Source organism: Tabrizicola sp. (assembly GCF_030694085.1).
Classification (GTDB): Bacteria; Pseudomonadota; Alphaproteobacteria; order Rhodobacterales; family Rhodobacteraceae; genus Tabrizicola.
On the sequence record NZ_JAUXZE010000035.1, the window covers coordinates 317671 to 339825 of the forward strand.

24 protein-coding genes are annotated in these 22155 nt (G+C 65.7%); 5 read left to right on the plus strand and 19 right to left on the minus strand.

Going from position 1 to position 22155, the window contains the following annotated elements; all coding sequences use genetic code 11:
• The first annotated feature begins 45 nt into the window (after positions 1-45).
• Positions 46-516 carry a hypothetical protein gene (locus Q8M85_RS06505; RefSeq protein ID WP_305541832.1) on the plus strand — a complete coding sequence of 157 codons (471 nt, stop codon included), beginning with the start codon at positions 46-48 and terminating at the stop codon, positions 514-516.
• Here the strand turns inward: Q8M85_RS06505 and Q8M85_RS06510 are convergent.
• A complete protein-coding gene (locus Q8M85_RS06510) occupies positions 513-788 on the minus strand; it encodes a hypothetical protein (RefSeq protein ID WP_305541834.1) in 276 nt (91 codons plus the stop codon). The two genes, Q8M85_RS06505 and Q8M85_RS06510, sit on opposite strands and share 4 nt — an antisense overlap.
• Positions 789-836: 48 nt before the next feature.
• The gene (locus Q8M85_RS06515) at positions 837-1706 is read right to left on the minus strand and encodes a glycosyltransferase family 92 protein (RefSeq protein WP_305541837.1); all 870 of its coding nucleotides are present in this window, start codon (positions 1704-1706) and stop codon (positions 837-839) included.
• 247 nt (positions 1707-1953) lie between these two features.
• Here Q8M85_RS06515 and nrdR point away from each other — a divergent pair, with 247 nt between their 5' ends.
• Together nrdR and ribD are read left to right on the plus strand one after the other, a co-directional pair.
• A complete protein-coding gene (nrdR, locus tag Q8M85_RS06520) occupies positions 1954-2421 on the plus strand; it encodes a transcriptional regulator NrdR (RefSeq protein WP_305541840.1) in 468 nt (155 codons plus the stop codon).
• Positions 2422-2435: 14 nt separating this feature from the next.
• Positions 2436-3506 (plus strand): bifunctional diaminohydroxyphosphoribosylaminopyrimidine deaminase/5-amino-6-(5-phosphoribosylamino)uracil reductase RibD, encoded by a 1071-nt coding sequence (gene ribD, locus Q8M85_RS06525; RefSeq protein WP_305542988.1) that lies wholly within the window; start codon positions 2436-2438, stop codon positions 3504-3506.
• On the opposite strand, the gene Q8M85_RS06530 is transcribed toward ribD, so the two are convergent.
• The 14 genes from Q8M85_RS06530 to Q8M85_RS06595 all read right to left on the minus strand — a co-directional run bounded on the left by Q8M85_RS06530 (position 3482) and on the right by Q8M85_RS06595 (position 16370).
• Positions 3482-4090, minus strand: coding sequence for a hypothetical protein (locus Q8M85_RS06530; protein ID WP_305541843.1), 609 nt, complete (start codon positions 4088-4090; stop codon positions 3482-3484). The two genes, ribD and Q8M85_RS06530, sit on opposite strands and share 25 nt — an antisense overlap.
• A 111-nt stretch (positions 4091-4201) precedes the next feature.
• Entirely contained in the window at positions 4202-6142 is a 1941-nt protein-coding gene (gene dxs / locus Q8M85_RS06535) for a 1-deoxy-D-xylulose-5-phosphate synthase (protein WP_305541846.1), read from the minus strand.
• 168 nt (positions 6143-6310) lie between these two features.
• A complete protein-coding gene (pufX, locus tag Q8M85_RS06540; protein WP_305541849.1) occupies positions 6311-6541 on the minus strand; it encodes an RC-LH1 core complex protein PufX in 231 nt (76 codons plus the stop codon).
• 12 nt (positions 6542-6553) lie between these two features.
• On the minus strand, positions 6554-7477 hold the full coding sequence (gene pufM / locus Q8M85_RS06545; protein WP_305541852.1) for a photosynthetic reaction center subunit M: 924 nt from the start codon (positions 7475-7477) through the stop codon (positions 6554-6556).
• Complete coding sequence (gene pufL / locus Q8M85_RS06550) at positions 7470-8318, minus strand: photosynthetic reaction center subunit L (RefSeq protein WP_305541855.1); 849 nt, start codon at positions 8316-8318, stop codon at positions 7470-7472. The genes pufM and pufL overlap by 8 nt, the downstream gene beginning before the upstream one ends.
• Before the next feature lie 133 nt (positions 8319-8451).
• Positions 8452-8637: a light-harvesting antenna LH1, alpha subunit gene (gene pufA, locus Q8M85_RS06555; protein WP_305541857.1), complete on the minus strand. Its 186-nt coding sequence runs from the start codon at positions 8635-8637 to the stop codon at positions 8452-8454.
• A 13-nt stretch (positions 8638-8650) separates the two neighbouring features.
• Entirely contained in the window at positions 8651-8800 is a 150-nt protein-coding gene (gene pufB, locus Q8M85_RS06560) for a light-harvesting antenna LH1, beta subunit (RefSeq protein ID WP_137110521.1), read from the minus strand.
• Positions 8801-8966: 166 nt separating this feature from the next.
• A complete protein-coding gene (pufQ, locus tag Q8M85_RS06565; RefSeq protein WP_305541866.1) occupies positions 8967-9197 on the minus strand; it encodes a cytochrome PufQ in 231 nt (76 codons plus the stop codon).
• Positions 9194-10672 carry a chlorophyllide a reductase subunit Z gene (bchZ, locus tag Q8M85_RS06570; protein WP_305541869.1) on the minus strand — a complete coding sequence of 493 codons (1479 nt, stop codon included), beginning with the start codon at positions 10670-10672 and terminating at the stop codon, positions 9194-9196. The genes pufQ and bchZ overlap by 4 nt, the downstream gene beginning before the upstream one ends.
• Before the next feature lie 94 nt (positions 10673-10766).
• Entirely contained in the window at positions 10767-12209 is a 1443-nt protein-coding gene (gene bchY / locus Q8M85_RS06575) for a chlorophyllide a reductase subunit Y (protein ID WP_305542991.1), read from the minus strand.
• 120 nt (positions 12210-12329) lie between these two features.
• Positions 12330-13331 (minus strand): chlorophyllide a reductase iron protein subunit X, encoded by a 1002-nt coding sequence (locus tag Q8M85_RS06580; protein WP_305541872.1) that lies wholly within the window; start codon positions 13329-13331, stop codon positions 12330-12332.
• On the minus strand, positions 13328-14266 hold the full coding sequence (bchC, locus tag Q8M85_RS06585; protein ID WP_305541874.1) for a chlorophyll synthesis pathway protein BchC: 939 nt from the start codon (positions 14264-14266) through the stop codon (positions 13328-13330). The genes Q8M85_RS06580 and bchC overlap by 4 nt, the downstream gene beginning before the upstream one ends.
• A gap of 128 nt (positions 14267-14394) precedes the next feature.
• Positions 14395-15507 carry a methyltransferase gene (locus Q8M85_RS06590; protein WP_305541876.1) on the minus strand — a complete coding sequence of 371 codons (1113 nt, stop codon included), beginning with the start codon at positions 15505-15507 and terminating at the stop codon, positions 14395-14397.
• Positions 15504-16370: a polyprenyl synthetase family protein gene (locus tag Q8M85_RS06595; RefSeq protein ID WP_305541877.1), complete on the minus strand. Its 867-nt coding sequence runs from the start codon at positions 16368-16370 to the stop codon at positions 15504-15506. Before Q8M85_RS06595 ends, Q8M85_RS06590 begins: the two co-directional genes overlap by 4 nt.
• Positions 16371-16496: 126 nt before the next feature.
• Between Q8M85_RS06595 and crtD the strand changes: the two genes are divergently transcribed.
• Positions 16497-18074, plus strand: a complete 1578-nt coding sequence (gene crtD / locus Q8M85_RS06600) for a 1-hydroxycarotenoid 3,4-desaturase CrtD (RefSeq protein ID WP_305541879.1) — start codon at positions 16497-16499, stop codon at positions 18072-18074.
• On the plus strand, positions 18071-18904 hold the full coding sequence (crtC, locus tag Q8M85_RS06605; RefSeq protein ID WP_371135218.1) for a carotenoid 1,2-hydratase: 834 nt from the start codon (positions 18071-18073) through the stop codon (positions 18902-18904). The genes crtD and crtC overlap by 4 nt, the downstream gene beginning before the upstream one ends.
• On the opposite strand, the gene Q8M85_RS06610 is transcribed toward crtC, so the two are convergent.
• From Q8M85_RS06610 to Q8M85_RS06620, 3 genes are read right to left on the minus strand one after another with little or no spacing between them, the layout of a single operon-like run.
• Positions 18901-19395, minus strand: coding sequence for a TspO/MBR family protein (locus Q8M85_RS06610; protein WP_305541882.1), 495 nt, complete (start codon positions 19393-19395; stop codon positions 18901-18903). The genes crtC and Q8M85_RS06610 overlap by 4 nt on opposite strands.
• Before the next feature lie 56 nt (positions 19396-19451).
• Entirely contained in the window at positions 19452-20462 is a 1011-nt protein-coding gene (crtB, locus tag Q8M85_RS06615; RefSeq protein ID WP_305541884.1) for a 15-cis-phytoene synthase, read from the minus strand.
• Positions 20459-22006, minus strand: coding sequence for a phytoene desaturase (locus tag Q8M85_RS06620; RefSeq protein ID WP_305541887.1), 1548 nt, complete (start codon positions 22004-22006; stop codon positions 20459-20461). Before Q8M85_RS06620 ends, crtB begins: the two co-directional genes overlap by 4 nt.
• Between the last annotated feature and the right edge of the window lie 149 nt (positions 22007-22155).

Genomic DNA, 22155 nt, shown 5'->3' on the forward strand with positions numbered 1-22155 from the left:
CGGCCACTCCTCCGCCGCAAACTCCCTCCAGACCCGGAGGTCCCCATGCGCACAGCCCTTCTCCTCGCCCTTCTCGCCGCCGCCCCTGCGCACGCCGCCTGCCAGGGCGACGAGGCCTTCTCCTGCCAGATCGGAACCAAGACTCTGGAGGTCTGCTATTGGAAAGGCATGCTGACCTACGCCTACGGCCCCCAGGGCAAGCCCGAGCTTTTCCTGAACGAGCGCCTGGAAACCGTCGACTTCACCCCCTGGCCCGGCATCGGGAGCAGCATGTGGGAGACGGTGGTGTTCCAGAATGACGGCTACACTTACGAGGTCTGGACCAGCGTGGAACGCGACCCGGAGGCGACCGAACCGCGATCGGGTGGGGTGCGTGTCTTGAAAGGCGACGCGATCGTGGCCGAACTCAGCTGCAACCGCGGCACCGCCACGCCGATGGATGGGCTGAACGACCTGAAGGCGGGGATCGGACAGTGCTGGGACATGGATAGCCGCACCTGGGGCCTCTGCAACTAGGCGGGCGGAGGGATCACCGCCTCCCACGCCTCACCCATCGCCAGGATGCAGGCGGTGCCGTTGGCGTAGCTTTGCACCAGCGTCCAGTCGCCCGAGGCTCTGGTCCAGACCTCCAGCACCGTCTCGGCGTCGCGCAGGCCTGACCCCGACACCTGGGCCCCGGACAGCCGCTGGACAAGCTCGGCTCGGGGGACGCAGATCACCTCGGCAATCGGGCTTTCAGCCAAGGCTGGGGTCACCAGAACCAGGAAAGGGATGAGTCGCAACCACATGCACGGAATCGTAACACGGGCATGACGATTTTCACGCGGATTTTCCGCCTAGCCCGCATCCTCGACGAAGGGCCAGACCGGATAGGACAGGCCAGCCGCCAGCAGAATTCCACGCAGGCGCATCGCCTCGGCCCGCATCCGGCCCGACCAGGCCAGCATGTCGGTGTTGCGTCTGCCAGGAGCGTTCGCCTCGGCGAAGCGGGTGTCCAGCTTGGTGCGCTTGCGTTCGGGATCCTGCGAATTGGCGTGGCCGCGATTGCGCTTTTCCTCGAACTCTTCCAGCGACTTGACCATGTAGTGATGCAGCACCGCCACCTCGACGTCGATTGACCGCATGATCTGGCCGGTCGAGAACTGCGCATCGCGGCCAGAAGGCGTGACATAACGCCCTTCGGCAACCTCAAGGCGGTGGATGCCCGTCCCGGCCAGTTTCTCGCGGCGGCCGATCGACTTCATGCTGCGGTTGTAGGGGTCGCGACGCCGCAGGGATTCGGTAAATCGCTCAATGACCGGCAGCGCGCGATACTGGTCCTGCCCGCCACTGTTGAAGACAACCCAGTTGATCGCAATCGCGTTCACGTCATCGCCGAACCTGCCAAGAAAGTCCGCTATGCTGTCGTCCTGCCGCAACAACAGAAACTCATCTGCATCGAAATAGGCGATCCAGTCCACGGCAGCGTGCTTCCGCATATGCTCATACGCCAGCCGCTGTGGTCGCGCGCCAACTGTGTGCGGCCAGCCAAGTCGCAGGATTTCGCCTGCGTTGTCAAGCACCTGCAAGACCTCGCTGGTCCCATCCGTGCTGTCGTTGTCGTAAATGACGAAGTCGGTGAACCCCAGCGCCTTGTAATGCGCCAACCACTCCACAACCGACCGTATCTCGTTTCGAACGATGCCACACAGTGCGATACTTGCCAAATCACGCCCCTTGCCTTGTGCGGGCGTTTCGCAGCCCCACCCTCGCTGCGAGCATCTACGCATCCGGGGTGTCGGGGTTCAAGACGTGCCGGGGCTGAGTCCCGCCCGCCACAGTTCCGGCCCCATATTCTGGGGCGCAAATATATGCCTTCCCCAAATCCGCGCCCCTCTCCTATAGTCAGTGGGGGAAACCGGGGAACACACCCGGCCTTGAGGCAGGTATAACAATAAAGCAAGGAGGGGGCCGATGCGCTGCCCATTCTGCGGCAACATCGACACGCAAGTGAAGGACTCGCGGCCTGCGGAGGATCACGTCTCGATCCGACGCCGCCGCTTCTGTCCGGCCTGCGGCGGCCGCTTCACCACCTATGAACGCGTCCAGCTGCGTGATCTGGTCGTCATCAAGTCCTCGGGCAAGCGTGAGGATTTCGATCGGTCGAAACTGGAACGCTCGATCCGCATCGCGATGCAGAAACGCCCCATCGACCCAGAACGCATCGACCAGATGATCAGCGGGATCGTGCGGCGGCTGGAAAGCCTTGGCGATACCGACATCCCGTCGAAGACCATCGGCGAGATCGTCATGGAAAGCCTGGCGCGGATCGACACCGTGGCCTACGTGCGCTTTGCCAGCGTCTACAAGAACTTCCAGACCGCGGACGATTTCGACGGTTTCGTCTCCGAGCTGCGGCCCGGCGCGACCCACGAAGAGTGACCGACGCGGCTTACATGGCCCATGCCCTGCGCCTTGCGGCGCGGGGCCTTGGCAATGTCTGGCCGAACCCTGCGGTGGGCTGCGTGCTGGTCAAGGATGGTCTGGTGGTCGGGCGCGGCTGGACGCAACCCGGCGGCCGTCCGCATGCCGAGGTTCGCGCCTTGCAGCAGGCAGGCACGGCGGCCAAGGGCGCGACGGCCTACGTCACGCTAGAGCCCTGCGCCCACCACGGTCACACCCCCCCTTGCGCCGAGGCGCTGATCGCGTCCGGTGTGGCTTGTGTCGTCACCGCGTTGACCGACCCCGACCCACGCGTCTCGGGCAAAGGGCATCAGATGCTGCGCGCCGCCGGGATCGCGGTGACCGAGGGCGTCATGAGGGCCGAAGCCTCGCGCCTTAACGCCGGTTTCCTGAAGCGGGTGGCCCGTGGGCTACCCTTCGTCACCCTGAAACTCGCAGCCACGCTGGACGGCCGCATTGCCACCTCCAGCGGTGAATCCCGCTGGATCACCGGGCCGCAATCCCGCCGCAAGGTCCATGCGCTACGGCTGGCCCATGATGCGGTCATGGTGGGCTCGGGTACGGCGCTGACAGATGATCCCGACCTGACGGTCCGCGACCTGGGCGCACAGCGCCAACCCGTTCGCATCGTTCTGGACCGGCTCCTCCGCCACGATCCCGACAGTCGTCTCGGGCGATCCAGCAGCGCAGGTCCGGTCTGGCTGGTGCATGGTCCCTTGGCCGAACAAGCGCGCCGGGCGGCCTGGGCCGCAACGGGTGCGACGCTGATCGAGGTTGCCGAGGGCGAAGGGGGGCTGGATCTTGCTGCAGCCCTGTCGGCCCTGGCCTGGAAGGGTATCACGCGCGTTCTTGGCGAGGGTGGTGGCACCCTTGCGGCCGGATTGGTCAAGGCGGGACTGGCGGACGAGCTTGCGCTTTTCACCGGGGCCGTCCTGATCGGCGCCGACGGCCGTCCTGCCCTGGGAGAGCTGTGCCTTGCCGCACTTGCCGATGCGTCCCGCCCGGTCTTGCGCGAAACCCAGGTGCTGGGACCCGATCTTTATTCCCTTTGGTCTCTGGACTGACCGGAGGCGGGGACCTCCTCGCTGTCCAGTGCAGGAGTGAACGCATTTCCCTCCAGCACCAGTCTGACCGCCTCGGCCACGGTGTCCTGACATCTGGTGCAGACTTCGTAGACCACATGGGTTGGGTGCCGATCGCCGATGTCGTCGCAGCTGGTCCAATCCGGCGCGCCGCCAAAGCGGATGTCGCCGCAGAAGCTGCACTTGCAGTCCCGCGCATTGGGATCGTAGTGCCAGATGTTCAGGGGGGGCGAAAAGTGCCAGGCGTCCTTCAGATCGTGCACCATCAGGGCGCGTTCGTCCTTCATCGGCTGGATCGTCAGCTGGTAGGACCGGGCCATGCTGGGCGAATCGCACCGATACTGGACCCGCACCGGGCGCTTGGTCTGAAGCACCGTCTCGACCAGCCGCGCCGTCAGCCTTCGCGTCTCGTCCCCGGCGATATGTGCCAACAGTGAGGTGGAAAGGACATGGTTCGCAAGCGCATGCTGAGCCGCATTCTGCAGTGCGAACTCATCCCATTCTCCGCCCACCCAAAGCAGTCGGAATTCGCTGTCTACAACGGCGTAGACCTGCTGGAACTTCACTGCTGCCGTCCTCCCGAACGCATTCCGAGCGCGACCATAACACGGTCTGCACGGAATGGTGCGAGAAGTTTACACTTATGCAGCTTTTTTGGACCAACCGAACATCGACTGTCAGCGCAATCTGACAACCTGTGCCGTTGCCGCCGTGCCCAGCGTTCCCCGTGTCATTGCGGCAATATCCGCGGCGGCCAGACCGGCCCAGGCATACATCTGAGTCGGGCTGGCCTGGTCGATGAAGCGGTCCGGCAGGGTCATCGTCCGCACCGGAGCGCCGCGATCCAGCTGTCCGCTCATCGCCAGATGATGCAGGACCATCGCCCCGAATCCGCCGGTGGACCCCTGCTCTACGGTGATCAGGCTACGGTGTTCGCGGTACAGCCGGTCGATCAGTGCAGTGTCCAGGGGCTTGGCAAAGCGCGCATCCGCGACGGTGACTGAAATCCCCTCAGCCTCCAGGATGATCGCGGCAGCCAGCGCTTCGGACAGTTGCGCGCCGAAGGACAGGATGGCGACATCGGTGCCCTCGCGTAAGGTCCGGCCCTTGCCGATTTCCAGCGGGACGCCCCGGTCTGGCATCGGCACGCCCATCCCCTCGCCTCGCGGATAGCGCAGCGCGATGGGACCGTGGTCGTGAACGGCGGCAGTGGCGATCATGTGGACAAGGTCGGCCTCGTCCCCGGCCGCCATGACTGTCATGTTCGGCAGGTTTGCCAGGAACATCACGTCGAACGCGCCGGCATGGGTGGCACCGTCCTGCCCGACCAGGCCCGCCCGGTCGATGGCAAAGCGCACCGGCAGATTCTGCAGGGCGACGTCATGGATGATCTGGTCATAGCCGCGTTGCAGGAAGCTGGAATAGATCGCACAGAAGGGCCGCATCCCCCCAGCCGCCAGACCGGCGGCAAAGGTCACGCCGTGCTGTTCCGCGATGCCCACGTCGAAGACCCGCGCCGGAAAGCGCTTTTGCATCGTATCAAGGCCGGTGCCCCCCGGCATCGCTGCGGTGATCGCCACGATGCGCGGATCGCGCGCGGCCTCGTCCGTCAGGGTCTGGCCGAAGACCGCAGTGTAGTTCGGAGCGTTGGCCGGCGTCTTGTGCTGTTTGCCCGAGGCGATGTCGAACTTCGCCACGCCATGATACTTGTCGTCCGCGCCTTCCGCCGGGCCATAACCGTTGCCCTTCTTGGTCACCACATGCAGCAGCACCGGCCCCTCGGCATGCGCCCGCATCGACCGCAGAGCATGCAGCAGCATCGGCACGTCATGACCGTTGACCGGGCCAAAGTAGGAAAAGCCCAGCTTTTCGAACAGGGTCACGCCGCCCGGGCGGTCGCTGACCATCTCACGCGCGCGCCGTGCCCCTTCGCGCAGCGGGAAGGGCAGATGGTCCTCCAACCCCTCGGCAATCGCCTTCAGGGTGGCCAGCGGCCCCTTGCCGGCGATGGAATTCAGATAGGTCTGCATCGCGCCAACGGGCGGGGCGATCGACATGTCGTTGTCGTTCAGGATCACGAACAGCCGCTTGCCCAGGTGGCCCGCGTGGTTCATCGCCTCATAGGCCATGCCTGCGGTGATCGCGCCATCACCGATGACCGCCACGGTATCGCCGACGGGCTGTCCCAGTTCCCGGGCCATCGCAAAGCCCAGGGCCGCGCTGATCGAGGTCGAGGAATGTGCCGCCCCGAACGGGTCGTAGTCGCTTTCCGACCGCTTGGTGAAACCGCTGATGCCCTCGGCCTGACGCAGGGTCAGCATCCGGTGACGGCGGCCGGTCAGGATCTTGTGCGGATAGCATTGGTGGCCCACGTCCCAGATCAGCTTGTCACGGGGGGTGTCGAAGACCGCATGCAGCGCCACGGTCAGTTCGACCACACCCAGCGAGGATCCAAGATGCCCGCCGGTCTGGCTGACCACCTCGATCACCTCGCGGCGCAACTCGTCCGCCAGCTGGGGCAAGTCGTGGTCCGCAAGCGCCCGCAGGTCGGCGGGACTGACGACACGGTCAAGCATCGGTTTTTCGGCAAAGATGGAATTGGAACCGGGCGCGGTCATGGTTTGCTCCTTTCGGGCAAAGGGTGCCGTGTGGGTTGAAGCCACACGGCACAAGTGCCTGTCGTCAGACAGGAAGGGAACCGGGGCCCGGAGGTCCCGACATCCTGACCCGTGGGAGGGTCAGGATCGGCATGCTGGGCCCGAAGCACCGCCGCGGGCCCGACTGTCTCAGGCCAGGTCGTGACCTTCGGCCACATAGGGGGCTTCCAGCGCCCCGTAGGGCGATGGAGTCTGGCGGCTTTCCTCAGGCAGAAGCAGACCGACCAGGTAGATCGCCCACAAGGCCAGAGAGATCGCGATGACGAAGGCAGCGGCGTAACCGGCGCCCTTCAGCATCTGTCCCAGGCTCCAGAAGACAAGGTTGGTCTGCTTGGTTTCTTCGAAATAGTCGTTCGGCATCTCGACCTCCCCTTATTGCAACGGCGCGTAGCCGTGCTCCTGTGCCCAGACGTACCAGTTGTCGACGACCGTGCCGGTCAGCAGGATGCCGATGCCGCCGGTCAGCGTGACCAGTACGGCAAACCACCAAGCCCAGCGGTGGATCCCTTCCATCGTCGCATTGAACCCCATGGTCCAGCGCCAGAAGAGAGCCGCCCGTTCGGACGCGGTGCCACGGTCGGCGATCTGCTCAAGCTCCCGGTCGCCGCCAAAGCGGCTGACGGCCAGGATCGTCGCCCCGTGCATCGCGAAAAGCAGTGCCGACCCGTAGAGGAAGACGATGCTCAGCGCGTGGAACGGGTTGTAGAACAGGTTGCCGTATTGCAGCGAGAAGTTGTTGGTCCAGTCGAGGTGACTGAAGATGCCGTAAGGCACGGCGTGGCTCCAGCTGCCCATCAGGATCGGACGGAAGAGGCCCAGCACCAGAAACAGCCAGATCGCCGAAGCGAAGGCCCAGCTGACGTGCTTGCCCATCCCCAGGGCCTGCGCCCGAAGGTAGGTGCGGACCCACCAGGCGCAGACGCTGACCAGAAGGAAGAAGCTGGCGATGATCCAGACGCCCCCCTCGGCCAGAGGCGCGAAGCCCAAGCCGTATTCCTCGGCCGGTGGCTCCAGGCTGAACCAGAACAGGTCGCGCAGGAACACGGCCGGGTTGAAGCCCGCCTGGAACCAGTACCAGATGCCGACGGTGAAGAACCAGGCTGCCCCTGCGGCCAGCGAGATCACCCCCATCGTGCCCAGGTAGACGGGCCCAAGCTGGGCATTTCCGAACCAGCCAGCCAGGTTCGAGAAGCTGGCCCCCGTCGTGCGGTTCGACAGCTCGACCTCTTCGGTCAGCCCCATTTCGGGGGCGCCACGGACCTGAACTTGGGTGAAGATGTTCTGATACTCAGCCATTTACGCCTCCCTCGATGCCAGCCCACCAGGGCAGCTGCAGCCACCAGTCCCACCAGACGACCCACTGGTCGAACCAGATCGTGCCCGAGATCACGATACAGATCGCCGACCAGAACCCGGCGTTCAGCGCCAGCAGAAGGCCCAGGCGGTGGATGCCCAGCGTGCCGACCGAATAGCCGATAAGGTCACGGAAGTAGGTGTCCTCGTGATCCGGCGTGCGCATTTCCTTGCCCTTTTCAGGGTTGGCCGCCGACAGGATCAAAGCGCCATGCAGGGCAAGCGCCAGCGCGTTGGTGAAGAAGAAGCTCACCGCGATCATGTGCGCCGGGTTGTAGTGGAAGTTGCCGTAGGTGTAGCCGGTGTTTGACACCCAATCGAGGTGCGTCCAGATCCCGTAGGGGAATGCGTATCCCCATGAGCCCATCAGCGCCGGGCGGATCACCACCAGGGTCACATAGGCAAAGATCGCGACACCGAAGGCGAAGGGCACATGATACCCGATGCCAAGCTTGCGGCAGATCTCGACTTCCCGAAGCGCCCAGGCCACGAAAGCTCCGATCGCGCAGATCGTGATGATCTGCCAGAGCCCGCCTTCGCGCAGCGGTGCCATCGCCATGCCCATTTCCACGGGCGGCGGGTTGATCGAGATCAGCCAGGGATTCCAGGTCCCCTGCAGCACGGCGCCGTAAAGGATCAGCATGGTGCCAAGAGCTGCGAAGAAGAAGGTCAGGACCCCGAAGAACCCGACGTAGAAGGGGCCGACCCAGAAGTCGAATAGGTTGCCCCCGATCAGCGTGCCGCCAGGCACGCGGTATTTCCGTTCGAAGCTGAGCAGTGCCATGCTTCCCTCTCGCTTTTTTACCGGTCAATGCCGCCGTCGGGCGCTGGCGGTGGCGTGCCGGATGTGTGTCAGACGTCAGGTTGCCAGGGGCGGCGGGCAGATCGCTGCGCCGCCCCCGACGATATGTAGGACCTTATTCGCTGGCAGCGGCAGTCGCGGTGTAGCCATGCTTGGCAGCCGCGATGTCGAACCAGTTGTAGGCCGGCGTGCTGAGCAGCACGAGGTGGATCATTGCCGCCAGGAGGAACAGGAACACGCCCTGTGCCACGAAGACGCGACGAGGATCGAAGATCAGCCAGATTTTGTAGAACTTGGACATTTCTCGTTCCTCCTCAGAACCACGGACGCCAGATGTAGACCGCCAAGTGAGCAACCACGGCGATGACTGTGAACAGCCAAAGCCCGCTCATGTAGACGGAATGCAGTTCTTGCGCCTGCTCGTCGGTGAGACCTGTGAAACTCAGGTCAGATTTATCAGCCATGTTATCCTCCGAAGGGGTTGACTGACGCCGCATACCCTGCGGCTGGGTTCACGGGACAGCGGACTGCTGCTCCGTCTGGTCCGGAAAGGCCGGGGTTTCCCCCGCCCTCCCCGAAGGCTTCACCGGACGGGCGGGCGCACCTCGTCAGGTCGTAAGTCTCCGCCTTTCAGGGGCGGAAGATCGAGGGCGTGATCTCCTCGGCGTCGCGCAGCGCGCGCGCCAGGGGGCCTTGCGCCGGAAGGTGCATGTGGCGGAGAGCCGAGCCGAGCCAGACCAGGCACTGCACCGGCAGCGCGAGGATCAGGATCAGCCCGAAGTAGGTGGCGTATTCCGCCTTCGGCGTGCGCTTTGGCGGCGACTTGAGATGGACGTGGCTGATGTAGCTCTGGTCACTCATGGTCTCTCTCCCCTTTCAACCGCTGCCGGGCTTCCGCCTGCCAGAGGTTCGACGAATTCCAGGATGACCCGCTCGGCCCCGTGGTCGAGCGCGGTCTTTTCGGCCGCATCCCGCAACGTGCGGGCAGCGGAAATGCGGGTCAGCACCGGGTGCTGCTGCAGGATACGGTCCAGCGCCAGCTGCGCGTCGGTGTCCCAGGGCATGTCACGGCGCAGGGTCGTGGGCGTGGCCGAGGCGCTGTCCATGTCCGACCCCAGGGGCAGGATGTGGAACAAGGCGTCGAACAGCCCGTTGCAGACTTCCTGCAACAGATAGACCGCACCGGCGTAGCCCATGAACGGCGTCCCCGTGGCGCGACGGATCGCGGCGCCGGGGAAGCTGGCGGGGATGAAACTGGGGGCCGGGCCATGCCCACCCTTCAGTTCCGCCAGATACATCTTCTCGTTGATCGACCCCATCACGATCAGCGGCCGGTGCTGCTTCATCATCGCGCGGACGGCTTCGTTGTTGGTCTTCTTGCCCGCCAGCCGCGGCACCGCAAAGGCGCAGGGCAGGCCAAGGTCGTCTTCCAGAAACTTGCGGATGCCGCGCGTGTAGGTCTCGTTCGCGACGATGGCGAAGCTGGCCGTCGCGAAGAAATCCTGCGTGACGGACCGCCAGAGGTCCCACAAGGGCTTCAGCGTCGAATGTTTTTCCCGCTCGATGAACGGCTCGGGGTCCAGCCCCAGCATCTCGCCCAGCGTGCGCAGGAACAGGGTCGTCGACTCCAGGCCCATCGGCGCTTGCAGATACGGCTTGCCCAGACATTCGGCGAGGCCCCGGCCAAACTCGCGGTACATCACCACGTTGACGTCGGCGTTCACCAGGTTCCGCATTTCGGCGATGTGCGCTCCAAGCGGCATCACCATGTTGATCTCGGCCCCGATGCCTTCGACCAGACGGCGGATCTCGTGCAGATCGCTCGCCATGTTGAAGGTGCCATACATTGGCCCCAGAATATTGACGCGCGGCTTCGAGCCTTCGGGACGAGCCGTCTCGGGTGGCATCCGCCCCTTGGTCATCCCGAATTCGGTGAAGATCCAGGTCATTGCCCGGTCGGCGCACTGCCATTGGTCTTCGTCGATGGTGCGCGGCAGGAAGCGCTGGATGTTGGTGCCAGCAGGGGTGACGCCCCCGCCGATCATCTCGGCAATGCTTCCAGTGACCACCACCGCAGGCAAAGCCGGGTCCAAAGTCTTCCAGGCCCGCGCCATCGAGGCTTCGGTGCCCGACGTCATCTCGCCTTCGCCAAGCCCGGTCACCACGATGGGCAACTCATGCGGCGGCAAGGCGTCGGTGTAGTGCAGCACCGAGGTCACCGGCAGGTTTTCACACCCGACGGGTCCGTCGATGACGACCTGCAGGCCCTTCACGGCACAGAAGGCATAGATCGCCCCCCAGTAGCCGCCTGCCCGGTCATGGTCCTGGATCAGCATGGCGCAACCTCCGCCAGCCGGGGGCCGCAAATCTTTTCGAAAAGATTTGCAAATTCCTTCGAAGGAATTTGGCGCGGGTGGAACTGGCGGAGCGTCATATCATCTCCTCCGCCTTGGCAGCCTTCGCCGCCTTGTCGAGTTTCTTCTGATGGATCGCCCGGAAATCGGGGCGCAGGTTCGGCGCACCTTCCCAGATGCCCGAGGTATCGCCGGTTCCGACGCCTTCAAAGAAGGCCTTCATGCCCTCCATCCGGGTCTTGTTGCCCATCGCCGCATTGACGACCTGCGCCAGCGACCCTGCCCCCGCCGGTCCCATCAGGGGCCGCGCGGAAATCAGGTTGGTGAAATAGAGGGATGGGACCCCCCGCTCCTTGGCCTTCTGCACGACCGGAGTCGTCCCGACGGCGAGGTCCGGCTTGAACGCCTCCATCGCGGCAAGGTCATCCTCCAGGCTTGCACGGTATTTCACCACGCAGCCCTTGGCTTCCAGCCAGGCGCGGTCGGCCGCCGACCATTCATTCTTCGCGCAAGCCGTGCCGACATAAGGCACATCCGCGCCGCTCTCGATCAAAAGCCGCGCGACGAGAAGTTCGGACCCTTCATAGCCCGAAAGCGTGATCCGCCCCTTGATCGGGTTGGCCGCAAGGGCCCCCTTGATCGCCGGACCAAACGCATTCTGCGCCGCTGCAATCAGATCGGGTGCCACGTTGTAAGCCGCCCCAATCGCCGCAAGCCACTCCATCGTGCCGTCATGGCCCACGGGGGCCGAACCGACGATGGTGCGGCCAGCCGCCTGGAACTCACGGATCGAGGCGGTATAGAACGGATGGATCGCCGCCACGACGCCACTATCCAGCGCCGCATAAAGCTCACGCCATTCGCGGCACGGCACAACGGGACCCGCGGCCAGACCCATCGGGGCCAGCATCGCGCCGATCATCATGGGATCAGCCGGGAACATCTCACCCAGCAGGGTCACGGTCGGCCGGTCGCTGCGTCCTTGCGCCGGGGCCGCAACGGGACCCGCCTGAATTTCAGCCCGGGCATAGGCCAGCATGGCACCAGCCAGCACGTCCTTCGCTTCGGCATGGGTCGGGACACCAAAGCCCGGCACGTCGATGCCGATGATCCGCACACCGTTGATTTCCTTGGGCAACAGCCGCAGCGGCACGCCGCTTGCCGTCGGCACACACAGGTTCGTCACCACCACCGCATCATAACGATCCGGGTCGGCAAGTTCATGCACCGCGTCGCGGATGTCCTCGAAGAGCTTGCCGGTCACCAGCGACTCCGAGTTGAAGGGCACATAACCAACTGACCGGCGGGCACCGTAGAAATGCGACACAAAGGTAAGGCCATAGACGCAGCAGGCCGAACCCGAGAGAACCGTCGCCACCCGCCGCATCCGCAGGCCGACACGCAGCGACCCGAAGGCCGGGCACATGGATTGCGGCTTGTCATGCGGCCCTTGCGGATAGTCCGCCGCATATTGGTCCAGGATTTCCGAATTGCCAGCCGCCCGCGCAGCTTCCGCCATCTGCCCCGCACCCGCGTGGCAGCCCAGTCCGTCGACCGAAGGGGTGGCGGTCAGGTCGTTCACTTGGCGCCCCCGGCCAGCGCCTTCAGCACCTGTTCGATGAGGGCAAGGGCTTCGAGGTCAAACATTGTCGTAGACCACTTCCAGGCTGGGTTTCACGGCGGCAAAGGAGCCGCGCATGTCGGCGTCCGTCGCGGGATCAAGGACGAAGTTCGACCCGGTCGTTTCGGCATCGAACAGGCCCAGAAGCCCGTCTTGTGTCAGGGGCTTCGGACGCAGCGGCGGGGCATCGGCGACGGCGCAGGCCAGGACCTCGAAAAGCGCCCCCCACTGCGTCGCATTGGTCCCAACGATCTGATAATTCGCCGATTTCCGGCGCAGGTCGTCATCGGCTGGGATCGAGGCCAGAACCGGAATGTTGACCGCCTTGGCAAAGGCCGCAGCCTCGCCTGTGCCGTCATCCTTGTTGATGACAAGGCCCGCGACGCCGACATTGCCACCCAGCTTGCGGAAGTATTCCACCGCCGAGCAGACGTTGTTCGCCACATAAAGCGACTGCAGGTCGTTCGAGCCGACCACGATCACCTTCTGCGCCATGTCGCGGGCAATCGGCAGGCCGAAGCCGCCGCAAACCACGTCGCCCAGGAAGTCCAAGAGCACATAGTCGAAGTCCCAGTCGTGGAACCCCAGCTTCTCCAAAAGCTCAAACCCGTGGATGATCCCGCGCCCGCCGCAACCGCGACCGACCTCCGGGCCACCCAGTTCCATCGCGAAGACCCCGCCGCGCTTGAAGCAGACGTCGCCGATCTTCACTTCCTCACCGGCCAGCTTCTTGCGGGTCGAGGTCTCGATGATCGTCGGGCAGGCCTTGCCGCCGAACAGCAGGCTGGTCGTGTCCGACTTCGGGTCGCAGCCGATCAGCAGCACGCGCTTGCCCATCTCGGCCATCATGTGGCTCAGGTTTGCCAGCGTGAACGACTTGCCGATCCCTCCCTTGCCGTAGATCGCGATGATCTGCGTCTTTTTCGACGGCGGATCATGTGGGACCTCCAGCGAAGGCTCTTCGCTGGCTTCAGCGCGCAGTCGGGCGTCGAAATCCTTCAGATTGGGAACTTCGGTCATGCAGCAGCACTCCAATCGAGGATCATTTTCAGGCAGGCAGGGTCGGTGAAGGCCCGTTCGTAAGCAGCCCCTGCGTCGGCAGCGGCGGCGCGATGCGTGATCAGGCCGTCCAGCGACAGGCGGCCTTCGTCCATCAGGCGACGCGTCGCCTCCAGGTCGGCGGGCTGCCATTCCGAGGCAATCCGCAGCCGCAGTTCCTTCATGAAGGCGGGCGGGAAGGCAAAGCTGATGGGGGCGGTGTAAAAGCCGCAAAGCACGACCTCGCCGCCCTTCGCCAGGCGCGGGACCAGCGTGTCCAGCAGCCCGGCCGCGCCCGAGGCATCCAGGATCACCCGATAGTCGCGGCGCGAATCGTCTTCAGGGGCGATGACCTCATACCCCTCGGCACCGGACCGACGAATCGCGCCGATCTCCCAGACCGTTGGGGCCGGGCCACCCATTGCCAGCGTGATCCGGGCCAAAAGCCGACCAAGCGTTCCATGTCCGATGATAAGGTCGGGCAGCGGACCACCGGCCAGCGCATGATAGGCTGTCGCTGCCAGAGCTAGCAGCGCACCCTTTTCGCCATGCGCGGCATCCAAACGGGCCACGCGCGCCGCAGGCGTTACCAGCACGGCCGAGGCCCCGCCGAACAGGCCCCGCACGCCATCCTCGAAGCAATTCGCGCCGGGGACGAAGACATGGTCGCCGACCCGCAGCCCGGTTTCGCCACAGGTCTCCAGAACTTCGCCAAAGCTTTCATAGCCGGGGATCAGCGGATAACCCATTCCTGGAAAGGGCGGCATCGTGCCCTGCCAGAACAGCTTTTCGGTGCCGGTCGAAATCCCGGAATGATGCACCTTGACCACCACGTCCCCGCTCGCGGGCGCCCTTAATCCGACCCTGCCCAGTTTCAGGGATTGGGGACCAGAGAGGATGACGGCATGGGTATCCACGTGCTTGGGACTTTCCTGACTCGGCACGGTATCCGCGCTTAGTGTCAGTCTAGCCTGACAGTTTAGGATGTCAAACTAATTGGACACATTTCTGTGTAGCCGATTGCAGAAGGTTTGTCCGGCCACGATCAGGCCTTCAGGGCGGTCACGGCCGATGTCACGAACGGACGATCTCCGGGGCGGACCCGGATGGTCTGAAACCCAGCCGCCGCCAGCACCGCCGCGATTTCAGCGGCCGACCGTGTGCGCCCGGTCCGCATCGCAAGAGTGTAAATCGCGAAGTAGACGTCGGTGGCCGGGTCCGGTTGGTCGCCACCCGACATCGGCTCCGAGATCAGGATCATTCCGCCAGCGGGCAACGCATTGAAAACCTTAGCGATCAATGCGACGACGCTGGCGTCCGAGTGGTCATAAAGCACCCGGATCAGGCTGATCGTGTCGGCTCCGACCGGGAAGGGATCAGCCCGGAAATCGCCAGGGCAAAGCCGAAGCCGGTCGCGGAGCGATGGGGGGACAGCGGCCAGAACGGCAGGCATGTCGAATAGGGACAGGGTCAGCCCTGGATGCACCTTGCCGACTTCGGCCAGGAATGTCCCGGTGCCGCCGCCCACGTCCAGCAGATGTTGTCGATGTGTCAGGTTGACGAGACGCATCGTATCCTCGGCGACCAGCACCTGGCTTTCCGCCATCAGCCGACTGTAGCGCGCGGCAAGCCCTGCGTCCTCTTGCGCCAGGGGTCCGAAGACATAAGGCCAGAAGCCCGCCAGCTGCGTCTCGGTCTGCCCGCGGAAGAAGGCAAGCGGATCGGCAAGGTCGCCGTAAAGCACATGGTGGTGCCGCACCATCGGCTCGAGCCCCGGCACGGCCAGGAAGGCCGCGCCGCGCGGGGCAAGGTGCCATCGCCCCTGGCGGTCCTGGGACATAAGCTTCAATGCGGCCCCCGCCTTCAAGAGGACGGCCAAAGGCGCAGGCGGCATGGCGCAGCGTCTGGAAAGGTCCTCGGTCGTCATCGGACCCGCAGCCAGAAAATGCAGCACGCGCCCTTCGACCAGCGCCACCAGAGCCTGACTTTGCACGAAGCCAGACAGGATGCCGAACAGCGCCTCCCCCTCGCGACGGGCCTTCCAGCGCAGGCCGGGAACCTTCGCCGCCAGCTTGTGAAAGCGCGGTGACAGCGCCAGTCGGGTCAGTAACCCCAGCGCCTCGGGCCGCGGGGACGGCGGGCGCGGTTCGGCGTTCATCTCGTTGCAGCCTCGGGCAGAACGGTCATCTTGCGGGCATAGGCCGTCACCAGATTTGCTAGCATCGCCTCGCCCGGACAGGACGGGATCGACGCAATCGCGCCGCCCAGGATGTCCTTCATATGGGCCATCGCCCCCTCGACACCCATCGACTGCACGGCATTGGGCCGCAGATGCGCGGCATCCTGCCCCGCAGGCTTGCCCGTCTGGTCCGAGGTCAGCAGCGCATCCTTCAGATCATCCGCCACCTGGAAGGCCGCGCCGATCCGGTCGCCAAGGTCGGCCCAGGGCTCGGCCTCCTGTCCCGCCGCCACGGCCCCCATCTGGGTCGCCGCCACGAACAGCGCCGCCGTCTTGGCGCGGTGATAGGCCAGAAGATCAACCTTCGACTCGCTTTCCCAGGCCTGCCCCGCGCAGATCCCGAAGGGCGCGCCCGCGTGGCGTGCCAGGGTGGAGGTCAGCGCAAGCGCCCGGTCGGGGGCCGCAGCACCGGCCTTGGCCAGAACCTCGAAGGCCAGGATGATCAGGCTGTCGCCGGACAGGACCGCCAGCGGCTCGCTGAACGCGCGGTGCAGAGTGGGCTTGCCGCGCCGCAGGTCGGCGTCGTCGAACGCGGGCAGGTCGTCATGCACCAGGCTTGCGCAATGCATCATTTCCAGCGCCACGGCGGCGGCCGTCGACAGCTCTGGCCGGTCGTCGCCACAGGCCGCAGCCACTGCAAGCAGGATCGTCGGACGGATTCTCGCGCCGCCGGGGAATACGGCATAGGGGATCGCTGCGGAAAGCTTCGGCGGTGCATCCTTGCGGTTCAGGACGGCAAGACTGTCGTGAAGCGCCTTTTCGATACGTTCGGCAAACGGCACGGGGGGACTCCTTTGCCCAGGGACCAACTGCATTGGCCCGTCGATTCAGTTTGGCATTGCAACCGGCATGTGTAAACTTGAATTTACACTATGCTGTCATTCCCATCTGACACGAGGCCCAAGCCGATGCCCTCCTCCGACAGCACAGGCCGACCCCGCGCGGTCGTGATCGGCGCGGGGATGGGCGGGCTTGCGGCCGCGATCCGGTTGGCGGCCGGGGGCTGCCAGGTCACTGTGGTCGAGGCTGCGGACGCCCCCGGCGGCAAGGCCCGCGCCCGCGCGACGGACGCCGGACCCTCCGCAATGGGTCCCACCGTCTTGACCCTGAAAGCCGAAGTCGACGCGCTTTTCGCCCTGGCCGGCACCAAGACCGAGGCCGAAACCTCCCTGACGCGCCTTCCCCGCCTGGCGCGCCACTGGTGGCCCGGCTCTGGCCCGCTGGACCTGTTCGCGGACCGCGACGCGACCATCGAGGCGATCCGCACCTTCGCCGGGGACCGCGAGGCAGACGGTTTCGCCCGGTTCGACAGCCGAACCCGCGCGCTTTACCTGGCCTTCGAAACTCCGGTGATGCAGGCCGCGAAGCCAGACCTGCCCGCCATCCTGAAGACCACGCTTCGCCAACCCGGCCTCTGGCCCGCGCTTCTTCCCGGCATGACCCTGGATCGCTGGCTGACCCAGTTCTTCCGCGACCCACGCCTGCGCCAGCTGTTCGGCCGCTACGCCACCTACGTCGGAGGCCGCCCCACCCATACCCCTGCCGTTCTGTCCCTCGTCTGGCAGGCCGAGGCACAGGGCGTCTGGGCTGTGGCGGACGGCATCCAGGCCCTCGCCCAGGCCCTCGCCCGTGCCGCCGAGACTCTGGGCGTGCGCTTCCACTATGCCACAAACGCCCAGCGCATCACCCGCCAGTCCGGTCGCATCGCCCAGGTGGAGACCGACCGGGGCCACCATCCCGCCGACATCGTCGTCTTCAACGGCGACCCCCGCGCCCTGACCGACGGCCACCTGGGCGAAGCCGCGCAGACCGCCCTGAAGCCCCCCGGCAAGCCCAGCCTTTCCGCCTGGGTCTGGTCCTTCGCTGCCACGCCCCAGGGCCCGCGCGCGGCGGACCTGATCCACCACAACCTCTTCTTCACCGCCGATCCCGGCGCCGAATTCGGCCCCATCGGCGAAGGGCAGATGCCTGAAAGCCCCACTCTCTATCTCAATGCCCAGAACCGCGAACTGGGAACCATCCCCGCGCTTGAACGATTCCAGATCATCATGAACGGCCCGGCAAATACCTCAGCCAACCGCCCGGACCATCCCGACGAGGACAGATCATGTCACGACCGCACCTTCCCGCCCCTGGAACAGATGGGCCTGACCTTCTCGCCCCCGCCGGGATCCGAGGCTCTGACCCGGCCACGGGACCTCGCATCGCGGTTCCCGGCCTCGCTGGGTGGGATTTACGGCGCCTCACCCGAGGGGGCGCTGGCGGCGTTTCAGCGTCCGGTGGCGCGGACCACCCTGCCGGGTCTTTATCTGGCGGGGGGCGGAGTTCATCCGGGGGCCGGGGTGCCGATGGCGCTTATCTCCGGCAAGCAGGCCGCCTTACAGGCGCTGAGCGACCTGACTTCAGCCTCGACGTCGGGCCGGACGGCTATGCCTGGTGGTATGTCGACGGGATCTCTGAGGACGGAACGAAAGCCGTCTCGCTGATCGCCTTCATCGGGTCCGTCTTCTCGCCCTGGTACAAATGGTCCGGCAGGCGTCAGCCGCAGAACCACTGCTGCCTGAACGTCGTCACCTCGGGCCTGAACGGTCGCTTCACCATGACCGACCGGGGCCAGCAGGCGCTGAGGCAATCGCCCGACCGGCTGGACATCGGCCCCTCCTCGGTCACCTGGACCGGGCAGGAACTGGTGATCGACATCAATGAATGGGGCGCGCTGCCGATGGTCACTCCCGTCCGGGGCCGCGTCATCCTGACCCCTCGCGCGGTCACGCAGACCGAGGTCCTCCTGACCCCTGACGGCGCCCATCTCTGGCGCCCCTTCGCGCCCATCGCCGACATCGAGGTTCAGCTGACCCAAGGCCACAGCTGGCGCGGCCACGGCTATTTCGACGCGAACTTCGGCACCCGCGCGCTGGAAACGGATTTCAGCTTCTGGACTTGGGGCCGCTACCCGCTGAAAGACCGAGCCATGTGCTTCTATGACGCGGAACTGCGCGACGGGAGGCACTTCGACCTTGCCGTCGAGATCACCCCCGACGGCCAGGTCCGCAAGACCACTGCCCCGCCCCGAACCCGCTTTGCCCGAAACCCCTGGGCCGTCCGCCGCGAAACCCGCGCCGACCCGGGGACGAGACCACGCCCGCACCTGTCGCTACTAGAGGCGCCGTTCTACTCGCGCGCGCTGGTCAAAACCCAGATCGACGGCGAGACGACCATCGGCATGCATGAGGCTCTGGACCTCACCCGCTTCCGCTCGCAACTGATCAAACCGATGCTTGCCGTCCGGGTCCCGCGCCGCGCCCGCTGGCCCTAGGCGCGCGCCGCGTCGGGGTTCTTCGCGACATCCGGGTTCAGGGTCATCACCGACCAGTTCAGCGCACCGGCAATCGTGACCCAGGTCAGATACGGCACGAACAGCAGACCCGCGACCCAGTCCACCCGCCAGAACGCGACCAGCGTCGCGGCCACACCCAGCCACAGCAGCGCCAGCACGACCATCCCGCCCCGCAGCCGCCGCAGCCCGAAGAAGACCGGAGTCCACAGGACGTTCAACCCCATCTGCAGGGCAAAGAGCGCCAGCGCCATTCCCACTGATGGGTTCACCCCCGCCTGCCGCGCCACCCGCTCGCCTGCCAGAGCGATGCAGATGTAAAGCGTTGTCCAGGCCACCGGGAACAGCCAGTTCGGCGGCGTCCAGGAGGGCTTCGCCAGGCTTTCGTACCACGCGCCGGGCGAAAACATCGCGCCCGTGGCGGCCGAAGGGCCGCAGGCCAGAAGGAAGACAAGAAACACCCAGATATCCATGACGCCGATCCGTTGAAGGTTGTGCCGGGAAACGCCAGCACTCGCGCCGTGGTTCCTTAGCCTGCCGCGCCGCGCCTGTCGCGTGCTTCCAGTTGGGCCAGGATATCAAGCAATGTCTCCGACCGTTGCGACCTGGGCGAACGTTGGCCCGCGGCGTCGACCAGAAAGGCCACCTCGGGTTCCGCACGGGCATGCAGCAGTGCTGGGCGCGGCATCACCTGGGTCAGCGCCGCCGATCCCATCGCCCGGCCCATCAGCACCAGCTTCTGCCCCCGGCTGGTCCGCGCGCGCGTCGTCACACTGTCATGCCCGGCCCGCGCCACCTCGGTCCCGATGGCGCTGTAGATATGCCGCGCCGCCGCGATCCCCAGCCGACAATCCGCCGGCAACGAGGATATCCCCGCCCCCGCCCGCCGGTAAAGCTCATCCGCCACCGAAAGAAGCCGCCGCACCACCCGGGCCAGCGCGACCGAGGGTCGGGGGTCCGCAAGGAACCGCTCCACGTCGATCCCCGCCTCGTCCAGCCAGTCCAGGGGAAGGAACAACCGCCCGGCGCGGGCATCTTCGCCCACGTCTCGGGCAATGTTGGTCAGCTGCATCGCAAGGCCCAGGTCCGCCGCCCGCGACAGCGCATCGGGATCGCGCACCCGCATCAGCACGCACATCATCACGCCGACGCTGGACGCCACCCTGGCACTATAGGCGTTCAGGTCCGCAAGACTTGCATAGCGCCGCCCCACCGCGTCCCAGGCCAGCCCTTCCAGCAGCGCATCCGGCAGCGCGCGGGGCATGTCGAAGTCCTCGACCACCGCCGCAAAGGCCCGGTCCGATGGCCGTGCCTCGGGCCTGCCCGCATAGATCAGGTCCAGTCGTTCGCGCAGCCGCAAGACCGCGCGGGCCTTGTCCTGCACCTCGTCCACGTCATCGTCGGCCACCCGGCAGAAAGCATACAAGGCCAGCGCCGGATCGCGCACCCGTGCGGGCAGCAGGCGCGAGGCAGCATGGAACGACAGGCTTCCGGTGCGGATCATCGCCCGGCAGGCGGCCATATCCTCGGCGCCGATCATTCCGCCGCCATCCGCAAGGGGGCCGCCGCCCGGACCGGCGCATCCGGCACCAACGTCGCCAGCACCTCGGCCGTCCCGATCACCCCCGGCACGCCTGCGCCCGGATGCGTCCCAGCGCCCGCCAGATACAGGCCCGGCAGTTCCTCGGACACGTTGTGCGGCCGGAACCAGGCCGATTGCAGGATGCGCGGCTCCAGCGAAAAGCCCGCGCCATGCGGCGACAGATAGCGGTCGCGGAACGTGTCCGGCGTGAAGACCAGGCTTTCCGTCACCCGGCCCGTCAGCCCCGGCAAAAGGCGTTCCTCCAGCACTTTCAGCATCTTCAGGCGATAGGTCTCCTCCATCGCCTTCCAGTCCACGGGGTCCTTGTGGCCCAGATGCGGCACCGGCGACAGGACATAGAAGGTGTCGTCCCCCTCGGGCGCGACCGACGGGTCGGTCACCGATGGCCGGTGGACGTAAAGGCTCATGTCCTCGGACAGCTTCCCGGTCTGGAATATCTCGCGGATATGCTCGCGGTAGCGCGGGCCGACGACGATGGAATGATGCCCGACCTCGGGCCACATCCCCTTGGTCCCCTTGGTCCCGAAGTACCAGACGAACAGGCTCATCGACCAGCGTGATCGCAGCAGCTTCGGCGCCGTCCACCGCTTCACCGGCTGGTTGCGCATCAGCCGCGTATAGGTCGTCCCCGGATCGGCGTTCGACACCACGACATCCGCCGCCAGCACCCGCCCATCCGCCAATCGCACACCCGAGGCGCGGCCCCTGGCGACCAGGATCTCGTCGACCTCGGCGTCCTGCACCACCCGGCCGCCCTGGTCCGTCACGACGCGGGACATCGCCTCGGCAATCGCCTGCACCCCGCCCATCGCATAGTGGACGCCGAATGCCCGCTCCAGATGGCTGACCAGCGCATACATCGAGGTCACGTGGAACGGATCGCCGCCGATGAACAGGGGATGGAACGACAGGGCGAACCGCAGCCGGGGATCGCGCACCCGCCGCGCCGCATGGGCATGGACCGACCGATCCGCCCGCATCATCGCGAACTTCGGCAGCACCTTCACCAGGTCCACCAGCTTGTGCATCGACCGGCGTCCCAGATCCTCGAACCCGAACCAGTAGCGCGCCTCGGCGTCCTTCAGGAACTTGCGGAACCCCGAAAGGTCCCCCGGTGACAGGCGGGCCACTTCGGCCTCCATCGCCGCATCGCCCGAACGCGCGGTGAAGCTCGATCCGTCTTCCCACAGGATCTTGTAGAACGGGTCCATCGGCACCAGCGTCACATCCCGGTCAAAGTCCCGCCCGCAAGCGCCCCACAAGTCGCGCAGGCCCTGCGGCACCGTCACGATGGTCGGCCCCAGATCGAACCGGTGCCCGCCTTGCGTGATCGACGACCCCCGCCCGCCGGGCCGGTCCAGCCGGTCCACCACCGTCACCTGCCAGCCCTTCGCCCCCAACCGCATGGCCGAGGCGAGGCCACCCAGACCCGCGCCAATCACGACGGCCCGCCCGTGGCCATCCAGTGCAGAGGGCAGCATGTCGACCTGCCCGGACCGAGGAGTTTGTGTCATTCGACCAGTGTATAGTGTCCACCTGGATTTACAACTTTGCTTTTTGAGGCCGCAAAACAGGCCGATTTGACTTCCCTGCGGCTGCATTAAGTGTAATCCTGTCCTGACACATGCCC